This is a genomic window from Roseateles sp. GW821-FHT02E12, assembly GCF_059421665.1.
In genome coordinates, this window is the sequence record NZ_JBWKVK010000003.1 from 70,632 (window position 1) to 87,541 (window position 16,910).

Annotated in this window: 13 protein-coding genes; 9 read left to right on the forward strand and 4 right to left on the reverse strand. The window is 68.4% G+C overall.

Going from position 1 to position 16,910, the window contains the following annotated elements:
* Positions 1-37: 37 nt before the first annotated feature.
* Together AC07V5_RS18370 and AC07V5_RS18375 are read right to left on the reverse strand one after the other, a co-directional pair.
* Positions 38-1,594 carry a POT-type proton-dependent oligopeptide transporter gene (locus AC07V5_RS18370; protein ID WP_495117150.1) on the reverse strand — a complete coding sequence of 519 codons (1,557 nt, stop codon included), beginning with the start codon at positions 1,592-1,594 and terminating at the stop codon, positions 38-40.
* A 91-nt stretch (positions 1,595-1,685) separates the two neighbouring features.
* On the reverse strand, positions 1,686-4,637 hold the full coding sequence (locus AC07V5_RS18375; protein ID WP_495117151.1) for an Rne/Rng family ribonuclease: 2,952 nt from the start codon (positions 4,635-4,637) through the stop codon (positions 1,686-1,688).
* Between the two features lie 614 nt (positions 4,638-5,251).
* Between AC07V5_RS18375 and AC07V5_RS18380 the strand changes: the two genes are divergently transcribed.
* From AC07V5_RS18380 to AC07V5_RS18400, 5 genes are read left to right on the forward strand one after another with little or no spacing between them, the layout of a single operon-like run.
* Positions 5,252-6,256 (forward strand): RluA family pseudouridine synthase, encoded by a 1,005-nt coding sequence (locus AC07V5_RS18380; protein WP_495117152.1) that lies wholly within the window; start codon positions 5,252-5,254, stop codon positions 6,254-6,256.
* Entirely contained in the window at positions 6,256-7,539 is a 1,284-nt protein-coding gene (locus tag AC07V5_RS18385; RefSeq protein ID WP_495117153.1) for a hypothetical protein, read from the forward strand. Before AC07V5_RS18380 ends, AC07V5_RS18385 begins: the two co-directional genes overlap by 1 nt.
* 10 nt (positions 7,540-7,549) lie before the next feature.
* Positions 7,550-8,215 (forward strand): HAD family hydrolase, encoded by a 666-nt coding sequence (locus tag AC07V5_RS18390; protein WP_495117154.1) that lies wholly within the window; start codon positions 7,550-7,552, stop codon positions 8,213-8,215.
* A complete protein-coding gene (locus AC07V5_RS18395) occupies positions 8,208-8,594 on the forward strand; it encodes a Rieske (2Fe-2S) protein (RefSeq protein WP_495117155.1) in 387 nt (128 codons plus the stop codon). Before AC07V5_RS18390 ends, AC07V5_RS18395 begins: the two co-directional genes overlap by 8 nt.
* A gap of 1 nt (position 8,595) precedes the next feature.
* Positions 8,596-9,585 carry a S49 family peptidase gene (locus AC07V5_RS18400; RefSeq protein ID WP_495117156.1) on the forward strand — a complete coding sequence of 330 codons (990 nt, stop codon included), beginning with the start codon at positions 8,596-8,598 and terminating at the stop codon, positions 9,583-9,585.
* A gap of 80 nt (positions 9,586-9,665) precedes the next feature.
* Here AC07V5_RS18400 and AC07V5_RS18405 read toward each other — a convergent pair whose 3' ends face one another.
* Positions 9,666-10,022, reverse strand: a complete 357-nt coding sequence (locus AC07V5_RS18405) for a hypothetical protein (RefSeq protein ID WP_495117157.1) — start codon at positions 10,020-10,022, stop codon at positions 9,666-9,668.
* Positions 10,023-10,144: 122 nt separating this feature from the next.
* Here AC07V5_RS18405 and AC07V5_RS18410 point away from each other — a divergent pair, with 122 nt between their 5' ends.
* The 4 genes from AC07V5_RS18410 to AC07V5_RS18425 all read left to right on the forward strand — a co-directional run bounded on the left by AC07V5_RS18410 (position 10,145) and on the right by AC07V5_RS18425 (position 14,206).
* On the forward strand, positions 10,145-11,758 hold the full coding sequence (locus tag AC07V5_RS18410; protein ID WP_495117158.1) for a gamma-glutamyltransferase family protein: 1,614 nt from the start codon (positions 10,145-10,147) through the stop codon (positions 11,756-11,758).
* Between the two features lie 2 nt (positions 11,759-11,760).
* Positions 11,761-12,135, forward strand: a complete 375-nt coding sequence (locus tag AC07V5_RS18415) for a PPC domain-containing DNA-binding protein (RefSeq protein ID WP_495117159.1) — start codon at positions 11,761-11,763, stop codon at positions 12,133-12,135.
* Between the two features lie 144 nt (positions 12,136-12,279).
* Positions 12,280-13,551: an MFS transporter gene (locus AC07V5_RS18420; RefSeq protein ID WP_495117160.1), complete on the forward strand. Its 1,272-nt coding sequence runs from the start codon at positions 12,280-12,282 to the stop codon at positions 13,549-13,551.
* An 82-nt stretch (positions 13,552-13,633) separates the two neighbouring features.
* The gene (locus AC07V5_RS18425; protein ID WP_495117161.1) at positions 13,634-14,206 is read left to right on the forward strand and encodes a GNAT family N-acetyltransferase; all 573 of its coding nucleotides are present in this window, start codon (positions 13,634-13,636) and stop codon (positions 14,204-14,206) included.
* Positions 14,207-14,366: 160 nt separating this feature from the next.
* Here the strand turns inward: AC07V5_RS18425 and AC07V5_RS18430 are convergent, their stop codons facing one another.
* On the reverse strand, positions 14,367-16,910 hold the full coding sequence (locus AC07V5_RS18430; protein WP_495117162.1) for a TonB-dependent receptor: 2,544 nt from the start codon (positions 16,908-16,910) through the stop codon (positions 14,367-14,369).

Below are 16,910 nucleotides of genomic sequence, written 5' to 3' on the forward strand. Positions count from 1 at the left end.
CGCGGGTAATTTCACCCATGCCGCCTCAGTCGTGACATCAGCCGCGGTAGTTGTTCAGCATCGGGTAGCGCCTGGCCACCAGCGCGAACAGCGCCGCGGCCACCAGCGCGAAGCCGGCGAAGAAGAACATCAGGCAGGCTGTCTCGCTGTAGCCGCTGGACTTGATCGCCGTCAGCGCCGAGGGGCTCTTGATGCTGACGTTGGACAGCAGCACCCAGAGGTTGCCCACCGTCACCGACAGGTTCCAGAAGCTCATGATCGTGCCCTTCATGGACAGCGGCGCCTGGCTGTACGCGAACTCCAGGCCGGTGGCCGACACCAGCACCTCGCCCAGCGTCAGCAGCGCGTAGGGCAGCATCTGCCAGACGATGCTGACCGTCGAACCTTCGTCCAGCCACAGCTGCAGCACGCCGGCGACGATCCAGGCCGCACCCGCCAGCGCAATGCCCGTACCCATGCGGCGAAGCGCCGTCACCTGCAGGCCCATACGCCGCAGCGTCGGGTACAGCACGAGGTTGTTGAGGGGGATGAGGATCATCACCAGCAACGGGTTCAGCGCCTGCATCATGGACGACTGGAACCAGGCTGGCTTGCTCATCTGGTCGGCCTGCAGGACCCAGGTCGAGGCCTTCTGATCGAACAGCGACCAGAACGGCGTGACCAGCGCAAACAGCACCAGCACGCGCAGCACGGCGCGCACACCGTCCACGGCTTCATCGGGATGCACGCCGCGGGCGCGGTCCAGCTGCAGCGAAGCGCCGACGCCGCCAAAGCCCATCACCAGCACCAGTGCCAGGCAGACGGCTGCGACGAAGCCCAGGCTCGCGATCTGGCTCAGGCTGTAGGCCGCCAGCAGCAGGCCCAGCGCCGCCACTGCCAGCCCCAAGCCGCCGGCCTTCAGCGCCGTCCACACCACCTTCAGGAAGCTGTGCGGGTTGGCACCGCGCGCCGGCTGGTGCACATATTTCTTGCGGCCGCTCCACAGGATGATCGTGGCCAGCAGCATCAGCACGCCCGGCAGGCCGAAGGCGACGCTGGCGCCGTAGTTCTTCAGCACGAGGGGCATCAGCAGCGACGCGAAGAAGCTGCCGAAGTTGATGATCCAGTAGAAGGCGTCATAGACCTTCTGCGCCAGGGACCGGTTGCTCTTGTCGAACTGGTCGCCCACGAAGCTGGTGACCAGTGGCTTGATGCCGCCCGAACCCAGCGAGATCAGGAAGAGCCCGAAGTAGAAGCCCTTCAGGTTGTTCTCGAAGATCGACAGGCAGGCGTGGCCGGCGCAGTAGATGACGCTGAACCAGAAGATCGTCGGGTACTTGCCGAAGAAGCGGTCGGCCAGCCAGCCGCCCAGCAGCGGGAAGAAATAGACGCCGATGACGAAGGTGTGGAACACCTCCTTGGCCTCGGCCTTGCGCATGTCCTCGGGGATGGCCAGCAGCAGGCTGGTCATCATGAAGACCGTCAGGATGTTGCGCATGCCGTAGAAGCTGAAGCGCTCGCATCCCTCGTTGCCGATGATGTAGGGGATCTGCGGCGGCATCTTGGCCGCGTGGCTTGCCGCGATGGCGGCGTCTGCTGGGGCGGTGGTCGTCATGGGTGGCCTCGTGTTCAGGCTATGAGAAACGCCGCTCGGCTTGTGGCCGGCGGCGTTCGGGGAGGGGCACTACGGGGCGATCAAGCCTCTATCAGGCTTCGAACGGCAGCTTCACCTGGCTCAGGTCCTTGCGGGTCTCGACGAGCACCAGCGGGCCCTCGTCGATGACCACGACTGCTGCCGGCTCGCGGCCCAGCGGGGCGGGCGCGGGTTCGGCGGCGATGGCGGCCTGCACGGCTGCGATCTTGTCGGCGTCCGAGTTGACCCACTGCAAGCCGGCGCCTTCGGCGATGGCGTTCAAGTCACCGAGCGGCAGCTTGAAGGCTTCGACAACCGGTGCCGGAGCAGGCACAGGCGCTGCGACCGGAACCGGTGCAGCGGCCACGGGTGCCGGGGCCTGGACAGGCGCACGGGCCACCGGGATGGCGTTGGCCATCGCGTCTTCGATCAGCGAGCTTTGCAGCGGCGCGGCGGAGGGGGCTTCTTCGCCAGCAGCGGCTTCCTGACCTTCGGCGCCTTCCTCACGGCGGTTGCGGTTGCGATTGCGACCGCCGCGACGGCGGCTTTCGCGGCCATGGCCTTCGCCGGCGTCGTCGCCTTCGGCCGGTGCGGTGGCTTCGGCGGCGGTGTCGGCAGCGGCTTCGGCCGGTGCTTCCGAGTTGGCCTCGGCCGTGCCTTCGGTGCCGGTGCCGGCTTGGTCGTCACGGTCACGGCCACCACGGCGGCGGCGGCGGCCGCGGCCTTGGCGCTCTTCACCGGCCGGCGTGTCGCCGGTCGGGGGCAGGGCGGCTTCGGCCTGGCTGTCGACAAAGGCGGGCGGCGCGTCGTGGACGGCGGCCAGGTCCTCGGTCAGCGACGCGGCAACCGGCAATGCGGCCACCGTTTCGGCCGGCGCGCGGTCCTGGCGTTCCTGGCGGTCGCCACGCGGGCGGCGCTCGCCGCGTTCCGGGCGGTCACCACGCTCACCGCCGCGCTCAGCGCGCTCACCACGTTCGGCACGATCACCGCGTTCGGTGCGCTCCGGGCGCTGCTGCTGTTCGGGCTTGTCGCTGGCACCTTCGGCGCGCTTGTTGCGGTCACCGCGCTCACCGCGGGCTTCGCTCGGCTTGCCGTCACGGCGGCCGCCTTGGCCACCACGCGCCTCGTTGCGTTCACCGCGCTCGCCACGCTCACCGCGTTCGCCACGGCGGCCACCGTCGCGGCGGCCATCACGACCACCTTCGCGCTTCGGCTTGTCGGTTGCGGCCGGAGCGGCTGCAGGCGCCTGGACGGCCGGCACGGGTGCCGGGGCCGGCGCACCGCCGCCGAAGAAGCTGAACAGGCGGCTGAAGAAGCCCTTGGATTCGGGCGCCGGCGGGGGCGGCGCGACAACCGTTGCCGGCGTAGGTGCGACGACAGGTGCCGGGGCCGGTGCCGCCGGAGCGGGCATGGGCGCGGGCTGCTCGGGCAGGATGCCCTTGATGACCGGCTCTTGACGGTTCTTCTTCTCGACGTCGCCACGGCGCGTGATGCCCACCTCGTCGGTCGGCTCCTCGATCATCGTGTAGCTGGCCTGCAGGTTTTCCAGACGCGGGTCGTCGTGGCGCAGGCGCTCGAGCTTGTAGTTCGGCGTCTCGAGGTGCTTGTTGGGCACCAGCAGCACGGTGACGCGCTGCTTGAGTTCGATCTTGGTGATCTCGGTGCGCTTCTCGTTCAGCAGGAAGGAAGTCACTTCCACCGGCACCTGCACGTGCACGGCGGCGGTGTTGTCCTTCATCGCCTCTTCCTGGACCATGCGCAGGATCTGCAGCGCCGAGGACTCGGTGTCGCGGATGTGGCCGGTGCCGTTGCAGCGCGGGCAGGTGATGTGGTTGCCTTCGCTCAGCGCGGGGCGCAGGCGCTGGCGGCTCATCTCGAGCAGGCCGAACTTGCTGATGGAGGCGAACTGCACGCGGGCGCGGTCGTTGCGCAGCGCATCGCGCAGGCGCTGTTCCACGTCACGGCGGTTCTTGCTCTCCTCCATGTCGATGAAGTCGACAACGATCAGGCCGCCCAGGTCGCGCAGGCGCATCTGACGGGCGATTTCGTCGGCCGCTTCGAGGTTGGTGCGAGTGGCCGTTTCCTCGATGTCACCGCCGCGCGTGGCGCGGGCCGAGTTGACGTCGACCGACACGAGCGCTTCGGTGTGGTCGATGACGATGGCGCCGCCCGAGGGCAGGTTCACCGTGCGGCTGTGGGCCGTTTCGATCTGGTGCTCGATCTGGAAGCGGCTGAACAGCGGCGCGTCGTCGCGGTAGCGCTTCACGCGATGACCCTGGTCGGGCATCACGTGGTTCATGAACTGGTGGGCCTGCTCGAACAGGTCGTCCGTGTCGATCAGGATCTCGCCGATGTCGGACGTGAAGTAGTCGCGGATCGCGCGGATGACGAGCGACGACTCCTGGTAGATCAGGTAGGCGCCCTTGCCGCCCTTGGCCGCGTCATCGATCGCGGTCCAGAGCTTGAGCATGTAGTTCAAGTCCCACTGCAGCTCGGGCGCCGTGCGGCCGATGCCGGCGGTGCGCGCGATCAGGGACATGCCCTTGGGGTACTCGAGCTGGTCGAGGTTTTCCTTGAGTTCCTCGCGGTCCTCGCCCTCGATGCGGCGCGAAACGCCACCGCCGCGCGGGTTGTTGGGCATCAGCACGAGGTAACGGCCGGCCAGCGACACGAAGGTCGTCAGCGCTGCGCCCTTGTTGCCGCGCTCTTCCTTCTCGACCTGGACCAGCAGTTCCTGGCCTTCCTTGATCGCGTCCTTGATGGTCGCGTTCTTGACGTCGGTGCCTTCACGGAAGAACTGGCGCGAGATTTCCTTGAACGGCAGGAAGCCGTGGCGGTCCTCGCCGTAGTCGACGAAGCAGGCTTCGAGCGACGGCTCGACGCGCGTCACTACGGCCTTGTAGATGTTGCCCTTGCGCTGCTCGCGGCCTTCGATTTCGGTCTCGAAGTCCAGCAGCTTCTGGCCATCAACGATCGCGAGGCGCCGCTCTTCCGGCTGCGTCGCATTGATCAGCATGCGTTTCATGTCATCACTCCTCGCGCGCCGGGCAGTCAAAACCGCCGCAAACGCGCACGTTCATCACGCCGCTCGAAAGCGGCATCCAGATGCACGGGCGATGGCTGAGAACCGAGGAAGGAATCGCCCTGGACCGAAAGCGTGGCCGACCGTGAGGTCAGCGTGCAGTCGGCGTTGGCGCGTGCGTCGCAGCAGCTGGCAAGCGAGCCGAGCTGCCGGCTCCCGCGCGCACCCGCCCGGCCAATGGCCGGAACAGGGCGGCCACACCGGGATCTAGCCGGGGCCGCAGGGGTGCGTGTGGGGGGAGGGGCATGCTCATCTGCGTGGGCTGCTGGACGCTGGTGACAGCTCGCATCGGCCTGGGCCTCAGCGTTCTGTCGCCATGGAAACCTTGTTGTCTGCGGGCGCCGGGTGTCTTGAAAACGATCAAGGGCAGCGGGGCTCGCGGGTTCTTGTGTCATCGCTCTGCCGCGTCGGGCGGCGGGCCGTTCACTCACTCGGGGAGGAAACCTGCCGGCCATCTTTCGCGTTGCATCGCCTTGTGGCCGCCAGGGCTGCGCCCCGTCGGCCCCGCGTTGTCGCCGCTAAAATCAAGCAAATCAAATACTTACGGCAGCAACGTGGTGAAAAGGATTATAGGGGCAGGCCAAGTGCCGCCCGACACCACGCAAACCCCGCCCAAGGCGGCCACCGCGGCGCCTGCGGTCCGGCGGGTGACGGTGGATGAAGGTTCCGCCGGGCAAAGGCTGGACAACTTCCTGCTGCGCGAGCTCAAGGGCGTCCCCAAGACCCATGTCTACCGCGTCATCCGGGCCGGTGAAGTGCGGGTCAACAAGGGCCGTGCGCAGGCCGACACCCGCCTGGAAATTGGTGACGAGGTGCGTATCCCGCCGGTGCGCCTGCCCGAGCGCGCCGCCCAGCCCGAGGCGCCGGCGCGCGAGTTCCCGGTGGTGTTCGAGGACGAACACCTGCTCGTCATCGACAAGCCGGCCGGCGTGGCGGTGCACGGCGGCTCGGGGGTCAGCTACGGCGTCATCGAGGCGCTGCGCCGCTCCCGGCCGACGGCCAAGTTCCTGGAGCTGGTGCACCGCCTGGACAAGGAAACCTCGGGCCTCTTGATGATCGCCAAGAAGCGCAGCGCGCTGGTGGCGCTGCAGGACCAGTTGCGCGAGCGCGAGACCGGCAAGACCTATGCGGCGTTGGTCTGGGGCGATTGGCCGGCCAAGCTCAAGGTCATCGACGTGCCGCTAGTGAAGTTCGTCGGCAGCGACGGCGAGCGCTGGGTCAGGCCGGGCAAGCTGGAGGAGGAAGACGCCAAGCGGTCGATCAGCCTGGTGAAGGTGATGCAGAGGACGCCGCAGTTCAGCCTGCTCGACGTGACGATCAAGACCGGCCGCACCCACCAGATCCGCGTCCACCTGCAACAAGCCGGCCACTCAATAGTGGGCGACCCCAAGTACGGCGACTTCGAGCGCAACCGCGAGCTGGCGCGTGGCCCGAAGAAGTTTGATCGGATGTTCCTGCATGCGCGGCGGCTGCAGTTCCAGCATCCGGCGACGGGGGAGGCGGTGACCTGCGAGGCGCCTCTGCCTGAAGCCTGTCTTGTGCTCCTGAAAGTGGGAAGCTGATGCGCCGCCTCGTTGCAGCACTCGCGCTGCTGCTGAGCATGGCGCCTGCCGAGGCGCTGACCCTGGCGGAACCCGATCCCATCGCCATCGGCTTCGAAGCAGAGGGTAGCCGCCTCACCCGTGATGGCGTGGTGGCTGTGGACAGCCTGGCACTGCGCGTGGCCGAGTGTTCAGCCGACAAGATCAGCATCCAGCTGCGGCACGACGCCGCGCTGCCTGCAGAACTGGCCACCGCGCGGCTGGACAGCGTGCGTCGCCGCCTCTGGCAGCTAGGCCTGCAGCCCACCTACGTGCTCGCGCCGTCCAAGCGGGCAGCGCACAACCGAGAGTTTGTGCTGGCAACCGTGGGTTCCGACCAGGGCGTCTGGTGCAGTGGCAACAAGCGTCGCCACCTGGCGGTCTGGGCCGACAGCATGGGCCGCTACGTCGAAAAGCCCTCGCTGGGCGCACCCGCTTTCTGGCGACGCATGACACTCGAAGGCCGGCGAGACCTGGCGCTGCCCCTGGCCATGAATGCCTACTGCCTGCAAGGCGAAGCATGCGCCCGTGGCCGCGCGACTTTCCTTTGGCTGGTGGCCCAAATCGCGCTGCGCGAGCCACCCGCGCGTCGGCGCAAATGGCTGCGGACGATCTGGCAAATCGGCGCGGACGAGGACGTGGCACGCGTGGAACAAGGCCTGGGTGTGACGGCGCTGACTGTCGACGAGCGTGCCGATGCCGCTGACGTGCTGATCGCGAGCCCTCTCCCCTGGGCCCTGATCGAGCGACGCTTGCTCGAGCCGCAGTTGATGAAGGCCTATGGTGATCTGGCGCCGTCCGTCGGCGCCAGCCCGCAGCCGCAATGGCTCGTCGGTGAGGCCGCGGAGCGTGGTGAACTGGACTCCTTCGCCCAGCTCATCGACACCGCCGGGCCCGCCAAGGCCTGCCTCGTGGACGGTGCCTTCAGGTACATCGGGGCCACCGAAGAGAGGTTCATGGCCTGGCAGCCCCATGTTGCGAACTGGGTGCGCGGCATCGACCCGAGCTACAAGCCACCCAGGGGCCTCGCCGCATGCGATCCCTTTGCCACGGTGCTCGTGAGCGCCTACTGCGAGAACTGGCCGAAAGAGGAAGCCGCGCGCTTCGAAGTCCTCTGGCAGTTGCTGAGGGGATCGGGCGCTATGCCGCAGTCACCGGGCGTGAAGGCCATGACGACGCCAGGCGCTCCCTTGAGCGGCTGGCAATGCCGGCTTGAAAGCGTGCCGGGCGACCCCTCCCGCTTCAGGCCGGTCCCGCAGCGCTGAAAATCCACCCATGACCACTCGCCCCCAACGTTTCGACCTGATCGCCTTCGACTGGGACGGCACCCTGTTCGACTCCACGGCGCTGATCGCCCGCTGCATCCAGCGCGCCGCCGTCGACATCGGCCTGCCAGAACCCGACTTCGACAACTGCCGCTACGTCATCGGCCTGGGTTTGCGCGACGCGCTCGAGCATGCCGTGCCCGGCCTGGCCGAGGAGCGCTACCCCGAGCTGGGCCTGCGCTACCGCCACCACTATCTGGCGTCCGAGCATGAACTGTCGCTGTTCGAAGGCACGCTGGCGATGCTGGAAGCCTTGAAGGCCCGCCACCACTGGCTGGCCGTGGCCACCGGCAAGAACCGTGTGGGCCTGGACCGCGTGCTGGCGTCCAGCGCGCTGGGGCATCTGTTCGACGGCACACGCACCGCCGACGAGACGCGCTCCAAGCCGCATCCGCAGATGCTGCTGGAGCTGATGCGCGAGTTCGGCGCCGAGCCCGAGCGCACGCTGATGATCGGCGACACGACGCATGACCTGCAGTTGGCGGCCAATGCAGGTGTGCCCTGCGTCGCGGTCAGCTTCGGCGCGCACGACCACGAGACCTTCGCCGAGTTCAAGCCGCTCTTCGTCGCGCATTCGACGCGCGAGCTGCATGACTGGCTGCTCGCCCATGCCTGAGCCCGAAGTCGCCCCGCTGCAGCGCCTGTGCGCATCCGCCGAGCTGCCAGAGCGCGGCAAGGCGGTCAGCTTCGACGTCATCCAGTGGCGCGAGCCGGTGCGCGCCTTCGCGCTGCGCTTCGACGGCAAGGCCGTCGCCTACCTGAACCGCTGCGCCCATGTGCCTACCGAGATGGACTGGCAGGAGGGCGAGTTCCTCGACAACGACAAGCGCTTCATCATGTGCAGCATCCACGGCGCCGTCTACGACCCGCTGACCGGCCAATGCCTGATGGGCCCCTGCAACCGCGGTCGGCTGACCAAGATCGAGCTGACCGAGCACGACGGCGAGGTCTACTGGCACCCCACGCGCGACACCAAACCCGCTTTCCAAGATTGATATGAGCACCCCTGACGACACCTTGCCGCCCCCCATGCCCGAGCCCGTCGGCGTGCCGCCCGTGGTGGCGCCCGGGCATGAGCCGCTGCTGGCCCAGCTGGCGCGCGACTTCCTGCGCGAGCGCCGGCTGGAGCGGCGCTGGCGCACGGTATTCCGGCTGTTCTGGTTGACGCTCGCAGCGCTGCTGGTCTACACGATGTGGCTGCCGGGTCGGCATGTGACGCCGTCGTCCACGCCGCACACGGCCCTCGTCGAGGTGCGTGGCGAGATCGCCGCCGACACCGAGGCCAGCGCCGAACTGCTGCTGGCAGCGCTCAAGGACGCCTTCAAGGACGCGGGCGCCCAGGCCGTGGTGCTGCGCATCAACTCGCCCGGTGGCAGCCCGGTTCAGGCAGGCATCGTGTACGACGAGATCAAGCGGCTGAAGAAGCAGTACGACAAGCCGGTCTACGCGGTCGTCGAGGAGATGTGCGCCTCGGGCGCCTACTACATCGCCGCCGCGGCCGATGAGATCTATGTCGACAAGGCCTCGGTGGTCGGCTCCATCGGCGTGCTGATGGACGGCTTCGGCTTCACCGGGCTGATGGACAAGCTCGGTGTCGAGCGCCGCCTGCTGACCGCCGGCGAGAACAAGGGCATGCTGGACCCGTTCAGCCCGCTCAGCCCCAAGCAGCGAGCCTTTGCCCAGGCCATGCTGGACCAGATCCACCAGCAGTTCATCGCCGTCGTGCGCGAGGGCCGCGGCAAGCGGCTCAAGGAAACGCCGGAGACCTTCTCGGGCCTGTTCTGGAACGGCGAGCAGGCCGTCAAGCTCGGTCTTGCCGACCACTTCGGCAATCTCGATTACGTCGCGCGCGAGGTCGTCAAGGCCGAGGACGTCATCGACTACACGCCCAAGGACAACGTGGCCGAACGCCTGGCCAAGCGCTTCGGCGCGGCCATGGGCGCGGGCGCCGTGAAGGCGCTGCGAGAGCTCGCGCCGATCCGCTGACGCGCGGCGCAACAGAAGACGAGAACAAAAAAAGGCCGCAGCCTTTGCGGGCTGCGGCCTTGCGCGGAGCGCTGAGGCGCTTACTGCGTCTTGGTTTCGGTCTTGGCGGTCGCGGCGGCCTTGGCTTCAGCGTGCTTCTTCGCATGCTTGTGGCCATGCTTGGCAGGCGCGCTGGCCGGGGCGGCGGGCATGGCAGCGACGGCGGGCGTGGCCGGAGTGGCGGCAGCCGGTGTCGTCGTTGCGGCGGCCACCTTGACGGCTGGCGTGGCAGGCGTTGCAGCCTGGGCAACGGTCGCCACGGCCGGCGTGGTCACGGCGGCGTTGGTCTTCACGGCGGCCGGTGCAGCAGGGGTTGCCGGGGTCGGGCTTTGCGCCAGGGCCACGCCAGAGGCGAGCGTGATGAGGGCGGTGGCGATGGTGGTCTTCAGCGTGTTCATCTTGAGGGCTCCAGGGTGGTTTAGGTTTCGTTGCGGGCTTCGCGAAAGCTTGTGGAGACAACGACGGCTTCGTGCCGCTCGTTGACCCGGTTGCAAAGCCTTACACCGGCAGAATGGGGCGCATGAATACCGCAACCCGCTTCGACTGGAAGGCCGGCTACCCGAGCCGGCGCAGCCCCCTGTTCGCGCGCAACATCGTCTCGACCTCGCATCCGCTCGCGGCCCAGGCCGGGCTGCGCATGCTGCAGGCGGGTGGCAATGCGGTTGACGCGGCAATAGCCACCGCGGCCTGCATGACGCTGGTGGAGCCCTGCAGCAATGGCCTCGGCTCCGACGCCTTCTGCATCCTGTGGGACGGCCAGCAACTGCACGGCCTGAACGCCTCGGGGCCGGCTCCCGCCGCCTGGACGCCGGAGTTCTTCAAGGGTCAGGTCATGCCAAAGCGTGGCTGGGGCTCGGTCACCGTGCCTGGCGCGGTTGGCGGCTGGGCGGCCTTGAGTGAGCGCTTCGGCAAGCTGCTGTTCGCGGACCTGATGCAGCCTGCCATCGAGATTGCGGAGCGCGGCTACGCGGTGCCGCCCATCGTGCAGGGCAAGTGGGCGATGGCCGCGGCGTTGACCGAGCTCACGTCGCAACCAGGCTTTGCCCAGGCCTTCCTGCCGCATGGACGCGCGCCCGAGGTGGGCGAGCTGTTCCGCTTCGCCGACGCTGCCCGCAGCCTGAAGCTGATTGCAGAGTCCAAGGGCGAGGCTTTCTACCGCGGCGAGATCGCGCAGGCGCTGGCGCGCTTTTCCAGTGAGACCGGCGGTGCGTTGACCGAGGCCGACCTGGCCGCCTACCAGCCCGAATGGGTCACGCCGCTGGCCAAGGATTTCGCGGGCCACACGCTGCACGAGATCCCGCCCAACGGCCAGGGCATCGCGGCGCAGATGGCGTTGGGCCTACTCGAACACTGCAACGTGGCGGCGCACGAGGTCGACAGTCCCGAGGCCCAGCATCTGATGATCGAGGCGATGAAGCTGGCTTTTGCCGACGTCTACCGCTACGTGGCGGAGCCCGGCGCGATGACGGTCAGCGCGGCGCAGCTGCTGGACCCCGGCTACCTCGCCGAGCGCGCCAAGCTGATTGATCCACAACGCGCCCAGGTCTTCGGCGCCGGCAATCCCGTCAAGGGCGGCACCATCTACCTGACCGCCGCCGACGAGTCGGGAATGATGGTCAGCTTCATCCAGAGCAACTACATGGGCTTCGGCTCCGGCCTCGTGCTGCCGGGCTATGGCATCAGCCTGCAGAACCGCGGCCACTGCTTCACGCTGGAAGCCGGCCACCCCAACCAGGTTGCGCCAGGCAAGCGGCCTTTCCACACCATCATTCCCGCCTTCCTGACCAAGGACGGCGCGCCGGTCATGAGCTTCGGCGTGATGGGCGGCAACATGCAGCCGCAGGGCCATATGCAGACGCTGGTGCGCATGCTCTGCTACGGCCAGAACCCGCAGGCCGCCTGTGACGCGCCGCGCTGGCGCTTCAACGAGGGGCTGTCGATCAACGTCGAGCCGCACATGCCGGCGGCCACCATCGAGGCCCTGCGCGCGCGCGGCCACGAGATCGGCGACATCCACGACAGCTACCAGGACTTCGGCGCCGGCCAGTTCATCTGGCGCTTGGGCGAGCCGGGCGTCGAGGGCTATGTGGCCGCCAGCGACCCGCGCCGCGACGGCGCCGCCGTGGGCTGGTGACGATGGAGGCGCTCCGGCTGAACCCCGGCGACGACCTGCGCGACGCGCTGCAGGCGGACAGGCGCACCGGCTTTGTCGTCGCGGGCATCGGCAGCCTGGCGCATGCGGAGTTGCGTTTTGCCGGCGAGCCGGGGCCGACGTGCATCGATGGACCGCTCGAAATCCTGACCCTCAGCGGCACGCTGACGCCGGACGGCGCCCACCTGCATGCCAGCGTGTCCGACGCCTCGGGCCGTGTGTTTGGCGGCCACGTCTGCGCCGGCTGCGAGGTGCGCACGACGGCCGAACTGCTGATCGCCGCCTTGCCACCCAGCTCGCTGGCGCGCGAGTTCGACGCGGCGACGAGCTACACCGAGCTTGTCGTGCGCACGCCATGACCGCCGGCACGCGACACCGCACGGCCGCGCTGCTAGCATGCATCGCATGACCAAGCTGCTCGACCTCGACTGACGCCCCAGCGCGTCGTTTCATCCCGGCGGGCCTGACCCCGCCCGTCGAGTTCTGTCGGAGTCTCAAGCGTCATGTTCTCCAAGTTCTTCACCCTCGCGCCCGGCGATCTGCTGCGCGACGTGGTTTATCGGCGGCTGTGGTCGTCGATCCTGATTTCCTCCCTCGGTGGCCAGATCACCATGCTGGCCCTGCCGTTGACGGCGGCCGTGCTGCTCAATGCCAGCCCCACGCAGATGGGCTTGCTGCAGGCGATGGAAATCCTGCCGTTCGTGCTGTTCTCGCTGCCCGCCGGCGTGCTGCTGGACCGCGTGCGCAAGCTGCCGGTCTACGTCGTCGGCGAAAGCCTGCTCGCGGTCGCGGTGGCTACCGTGCCGGTCGCGGCCTGGCTGGGTGTCCTGAGCATGAGCTGGCTCTACGTCGTCGGCTTTGTGCTCGGCTGCGTCTACACGGTGGCCGGCAGCGCCGCGCAGATCGTGCTGACCCAGGTGGTGCCGCGCGAGCGCCTGGTGGAAGCGCATGCGAAGAACGCGCTGGCGTCGTCAGGCGCCGAGGTGGCCGGGCCCGGCCTGGCCGGCGCCTTGATCAAGATGCTGGGCGCGCCGCTGGCCCTGGCCGTGGACGCCGCGCTGCTGCTGCTCTCGGCCGCCATCCTGCGGGGCATCCAGGTCAAGGAAGCGCTGCTGCCCAAGCAGGGCCAGGCCTTCTGGCCCGAGTTGAAGGCCGGGCTGCGCTTCGTGCGCGAGCGGCCGTTGCTGGTGAGCCTGGCCACGGCCACCGGCAGCTGGCAGCTCTTCCACAACGCAGCGCTGGTCGTGCAGATCCTGTTCGCCACGCGTGAGCTGCAGCTGAGCCCGCAGACGGTGGGCCTGTCGTACATCGCGCTGGGTGCCGGCACCGTGCTGGCCAGCGTCTTCGGCCACCGCATCAGCCGCCGCATTGGCCCCGGGCCTTGCCTGGTGCTGGGTTATGCGGCCTGCGGCGTGGGCTGGCTGCAACTGGCGCTGATGCCCGCGGGCACTGCCGGCGTTGCCAGCTTCTGGGTGATGCTGTTCGCCTTCGGCGTGGGCGCCGTGCTGATCTTCATCAACTTTCTGTCGCTGCGCCAGGCCGTCACGCCGGCGCCCATGCTGGGCCGCATGACGAGCACGATGCGCTGGCTCATCCTGTTGCCGGCGGGGCCGGGTGCGCTGATCGGCGGCTGGCTGGGTGAGCACATGGGCCTGCGCTCGGCGCTGGCCTTCTCGGGTGTGGGCGCCTGCCTGCTGGCGGCGCTGGCCTGGCGCCACCCAGTCATTCGCGGCGTGCGTGAGCTGCCCAAGCCGGTTGAGGTGGTGACGGCATGAGCGCCGAGCGCTGGGCCGCTCCCGAGCCGGCGCGCGTCAGCTCGGGGGACCGGTCGCCGTACCCGGCGGGCGAGGGGCTCCCATGACCGATCCCTTGCTGATCGACATCCCGGAGCGGCTGGACGGCGAGCGCACCCTGCTGCTGACACCGCGCACCGGCAGCGGCGCCGAGATGGCAGTCGTCATCACGCAGGCCATCTCGCATCTGCGGCCCTGGATGCCCTGGGCCCAGCATGCACCGACGGCGGAGAGTTCGGAGCTGGTTGTGCGCCGCATGCAGGCGGACTTCATCGCTCGCCGAGACCTGTGCTTCCACATCTACGCCCGCCGTTCCGACGGCAGCCCGGGCCGGCTGCTCGGCGGCACTGGCCTGCACCGCATGGATTGGGCGGTGCGCAAGTTCGAGATCGGCTACTGGATTCGCCCCGAGGCGGCGGGCCAGGGCCATGTCAGCGAGGCCGTGAGGCTGCTGACGGGCCTGGCTTTCGACCTGCTGGCCGCACGCCGCGTCGAGATCCGCTGCGACCCTCGCAACGTCAAAAGCCGCGCGGTCGCCGAGCGCTGCGGCTTCGAGCTGGAGGGCACTCTCCGGAACGAGGCGCTAGGTGTCGACGGCCACCCGCGCGACACCTGCGTCTACTCCCGCATCGCATAGGGAGACGCTGAACAAATCCCTCGCGCGCAGCGCATCCCTGCTTTGGGCGGTCTGCTGCGTTGCAAATGCTCGCCATAGCAAAGGCTATGGCTGTGCTTTGCGCCTTGCAGCCCATCCCAAACCAGGGCGCGCTGCATCGCGGGGACTTATTCAACCTCTCCTAGAACAACGCGACCTTCAGGCCCAGCTTGTAGGTGCGGCCGTACTGTTCGTACTGGTAGTTCAGCGAGGGCATGCCAACGTAGGTGTAGTAGTGCTCGTTGTTGAGGTTCACACCCTCGAACGTGAGCTGCACCGACGGCGTGATCTTGTAGCTGACCGACAGGTCCAGCTGGCGCTGGCCGGCCACGACCTGGTCCTGCGCCGGGTTGGTCACGTCGCTGCCGAACTGCAGCAGGTACTTGGACTTGTGGTTGACCGCCAGGCGCGTGCTCAGCGGACCGGCCTCGTAGCCCAGCATCAGGTTGATCGTCGTGTCGGACTGGCCGGGCAGGCGGGTGCTGCGCTGCAGAGCCGTCTTGCTGGCGACATCAAAGCGGCCGACGTCGGCGCTCGAATGCGTGAAGGCCGCATTGGCGCCGACGATGAAGCCGTTCATCCAGCCCGGCAGCATGCGCAGCTGCTGTTGGTACGAGAGCTCCACACCCTGCACCTTGGCGCTGGGGCCGTTGGCATAGCCCGTCACGCTGGTGTAGGCCGCCCATTGGCCGGTGCCCGCGAGATTGGTGGCGTAGGTGAAGTCCTTGATGTCCTTGTGGAACAGATAGGCCGACACCGCGCCATCGCTGCCCAGCATGTGCTCCACGCCGAGATCCAGGTTGTGGGCGCGCATGGGGCTGAGCAGCGGGTTGCCGACCGTGGCCTCCGTGGCGCTCGCCAGCGTGATGGAGGGCGAGAGCTGGTCGAAGTTGGGCCGCACGACCGTGTTCGTCCAGGCGCCGCGCAGGCTGGTGTCGCGGTCCAGCTTGTAGCGGGTGTGCAGGCCCGGCAGCCAGTTGCTGTAGCCCTTGGCGTATTGCGTGGGCGTGATGACGCCGGTCACCGAGCTGGCGAAGCCGCTGGCGTCGAAGCGCGTGCGCTCCAGGCGCAGGCCGGCCAGCACATTCCAGGCCGACGTCAGGTCCATCGAGGCCTGCGCATAGGCGGCGTCGATGTTCTCGTTCAGGCGGTAGTCGGCCAGGGCCGACGCGCCGGCCACCTTGGCCGGATCGCGCGGCAGCGTGGCCAGGCGTGCCCAGATGGCGTCAGCGTCGATGGCCGAGCCGATGGCGCCGGTGCCGAAGTCCAGCTGCTCGCCCTTGACGAAGGCCGACAGCGAGGTCGAGCCCGCGCCCCAGTAGTTCGGGCTGGTGGCTGAAGCGCTGGTGTAGGTCCACTGGTCGGTGTCGTTGCGCTTCTCGCGGCGGCTGAGCTTGGCGCCGAACTTCAGGTCCAGCTTGCCACCGTCGCTCAAGGTGAAGGCGCGTGTCAGGTCCACGCGGCCGTTGTGCTCGTCGTCGTCGCTGCGGCGCTTCTGGATCGTCAGCGCGTTCAGCGTGTACTTGCTGGCGTCGTACAGCGCGGCCGGGCCGGTCACCAGGGGCTTGACCGTATCCGTGAAGGACACGCCGGCCACATTGTTCTGGCGGAAGCGCGCATCGTTGATCTGCTCCGGCGTGCGCTCGTTGCCCTTGCCCAGGCCGACGCTGGCCTGCAGCAGCCAGTCCTGCCATTCCTGCTCGGTGCCGAGCACGAGCGACGCGATGGAGCGGGTGTATTTGCGGTCGCGGAGGCGCCGCTCGGCGCGCACGGTGGCGGTGGCGCCTTCTGCGACCGAGCCGCCAGTGATGTTGCTGATCGTCAGGCGATCGCGTTCCTCGTCGTCGCTGAAGCGGGCCAGGATGCCGTGCAGATAGAAGCTGCTGCCGGCGGCCGGCTTGTAATCGACGTTGGCGGCGAAGGCGGCGCGGTCGCGGTTGGGGCGGTAGTGGCGCAGTTCCACGCCCGTCAGCTTGCCCGCGCTCCAGGCGCCGTCGGTCTCGACGTCCTCGGAGCCGAACTTGCGCTGGTCGACGTTCAGCGCCGCCGCAACGCCCAGCGTGCCGCTCATCAGACGCGTGGCGCCCAGCAGGCTGGCGGCGGGGCTGTTCTGGCGCGTCAGCTGGTCGCGGCTCACGGTCACGCCGGCGCTCAGCAGGCTGGCCGGCAGGTCGAAGGCCGACAGCGTCTTCACGTCGACGGTGCCACCCAGGGAGTTGGCGTCCATGTCGGGCGTCAGCGACTTGATGACTTCCAGCGAGCGGATCAGGCCCGAGGGCAGCACGTCCATGCTGACACCGCGGCGGCTGGCCTCGGGCGAAGGCACCAGGGAGCCGTTGATGGTGATGGTGTTCATGTCGGGGCCGAGGCCCCGCACCACGACGTAGCGGCCCTCGCCCTGGTCGCGCTGCACGGACACGCCTGGCAGACGCGCCAGCGCCTCGGCCGCGTTCACGTCGGGCAGGGCGCCGATATCGTCGGCGACGATGGCGCTGACGATGTTGTCGGCGTCGGCCTGCATCTTCAGGGCCTTGCGCAGGCTGGACGCCTGGCCGGTCACGACAACGGTCTCGACCTTCTCGGGCGCGGTCTGGGCCTGGGCTGTTGACGCCAGCAGCGCGGCGATGGCGGCGCCCAGGGCGGTCAACGGTGTCGAGTTCTTGTCACGGAAGATGTTTAGGCTCAT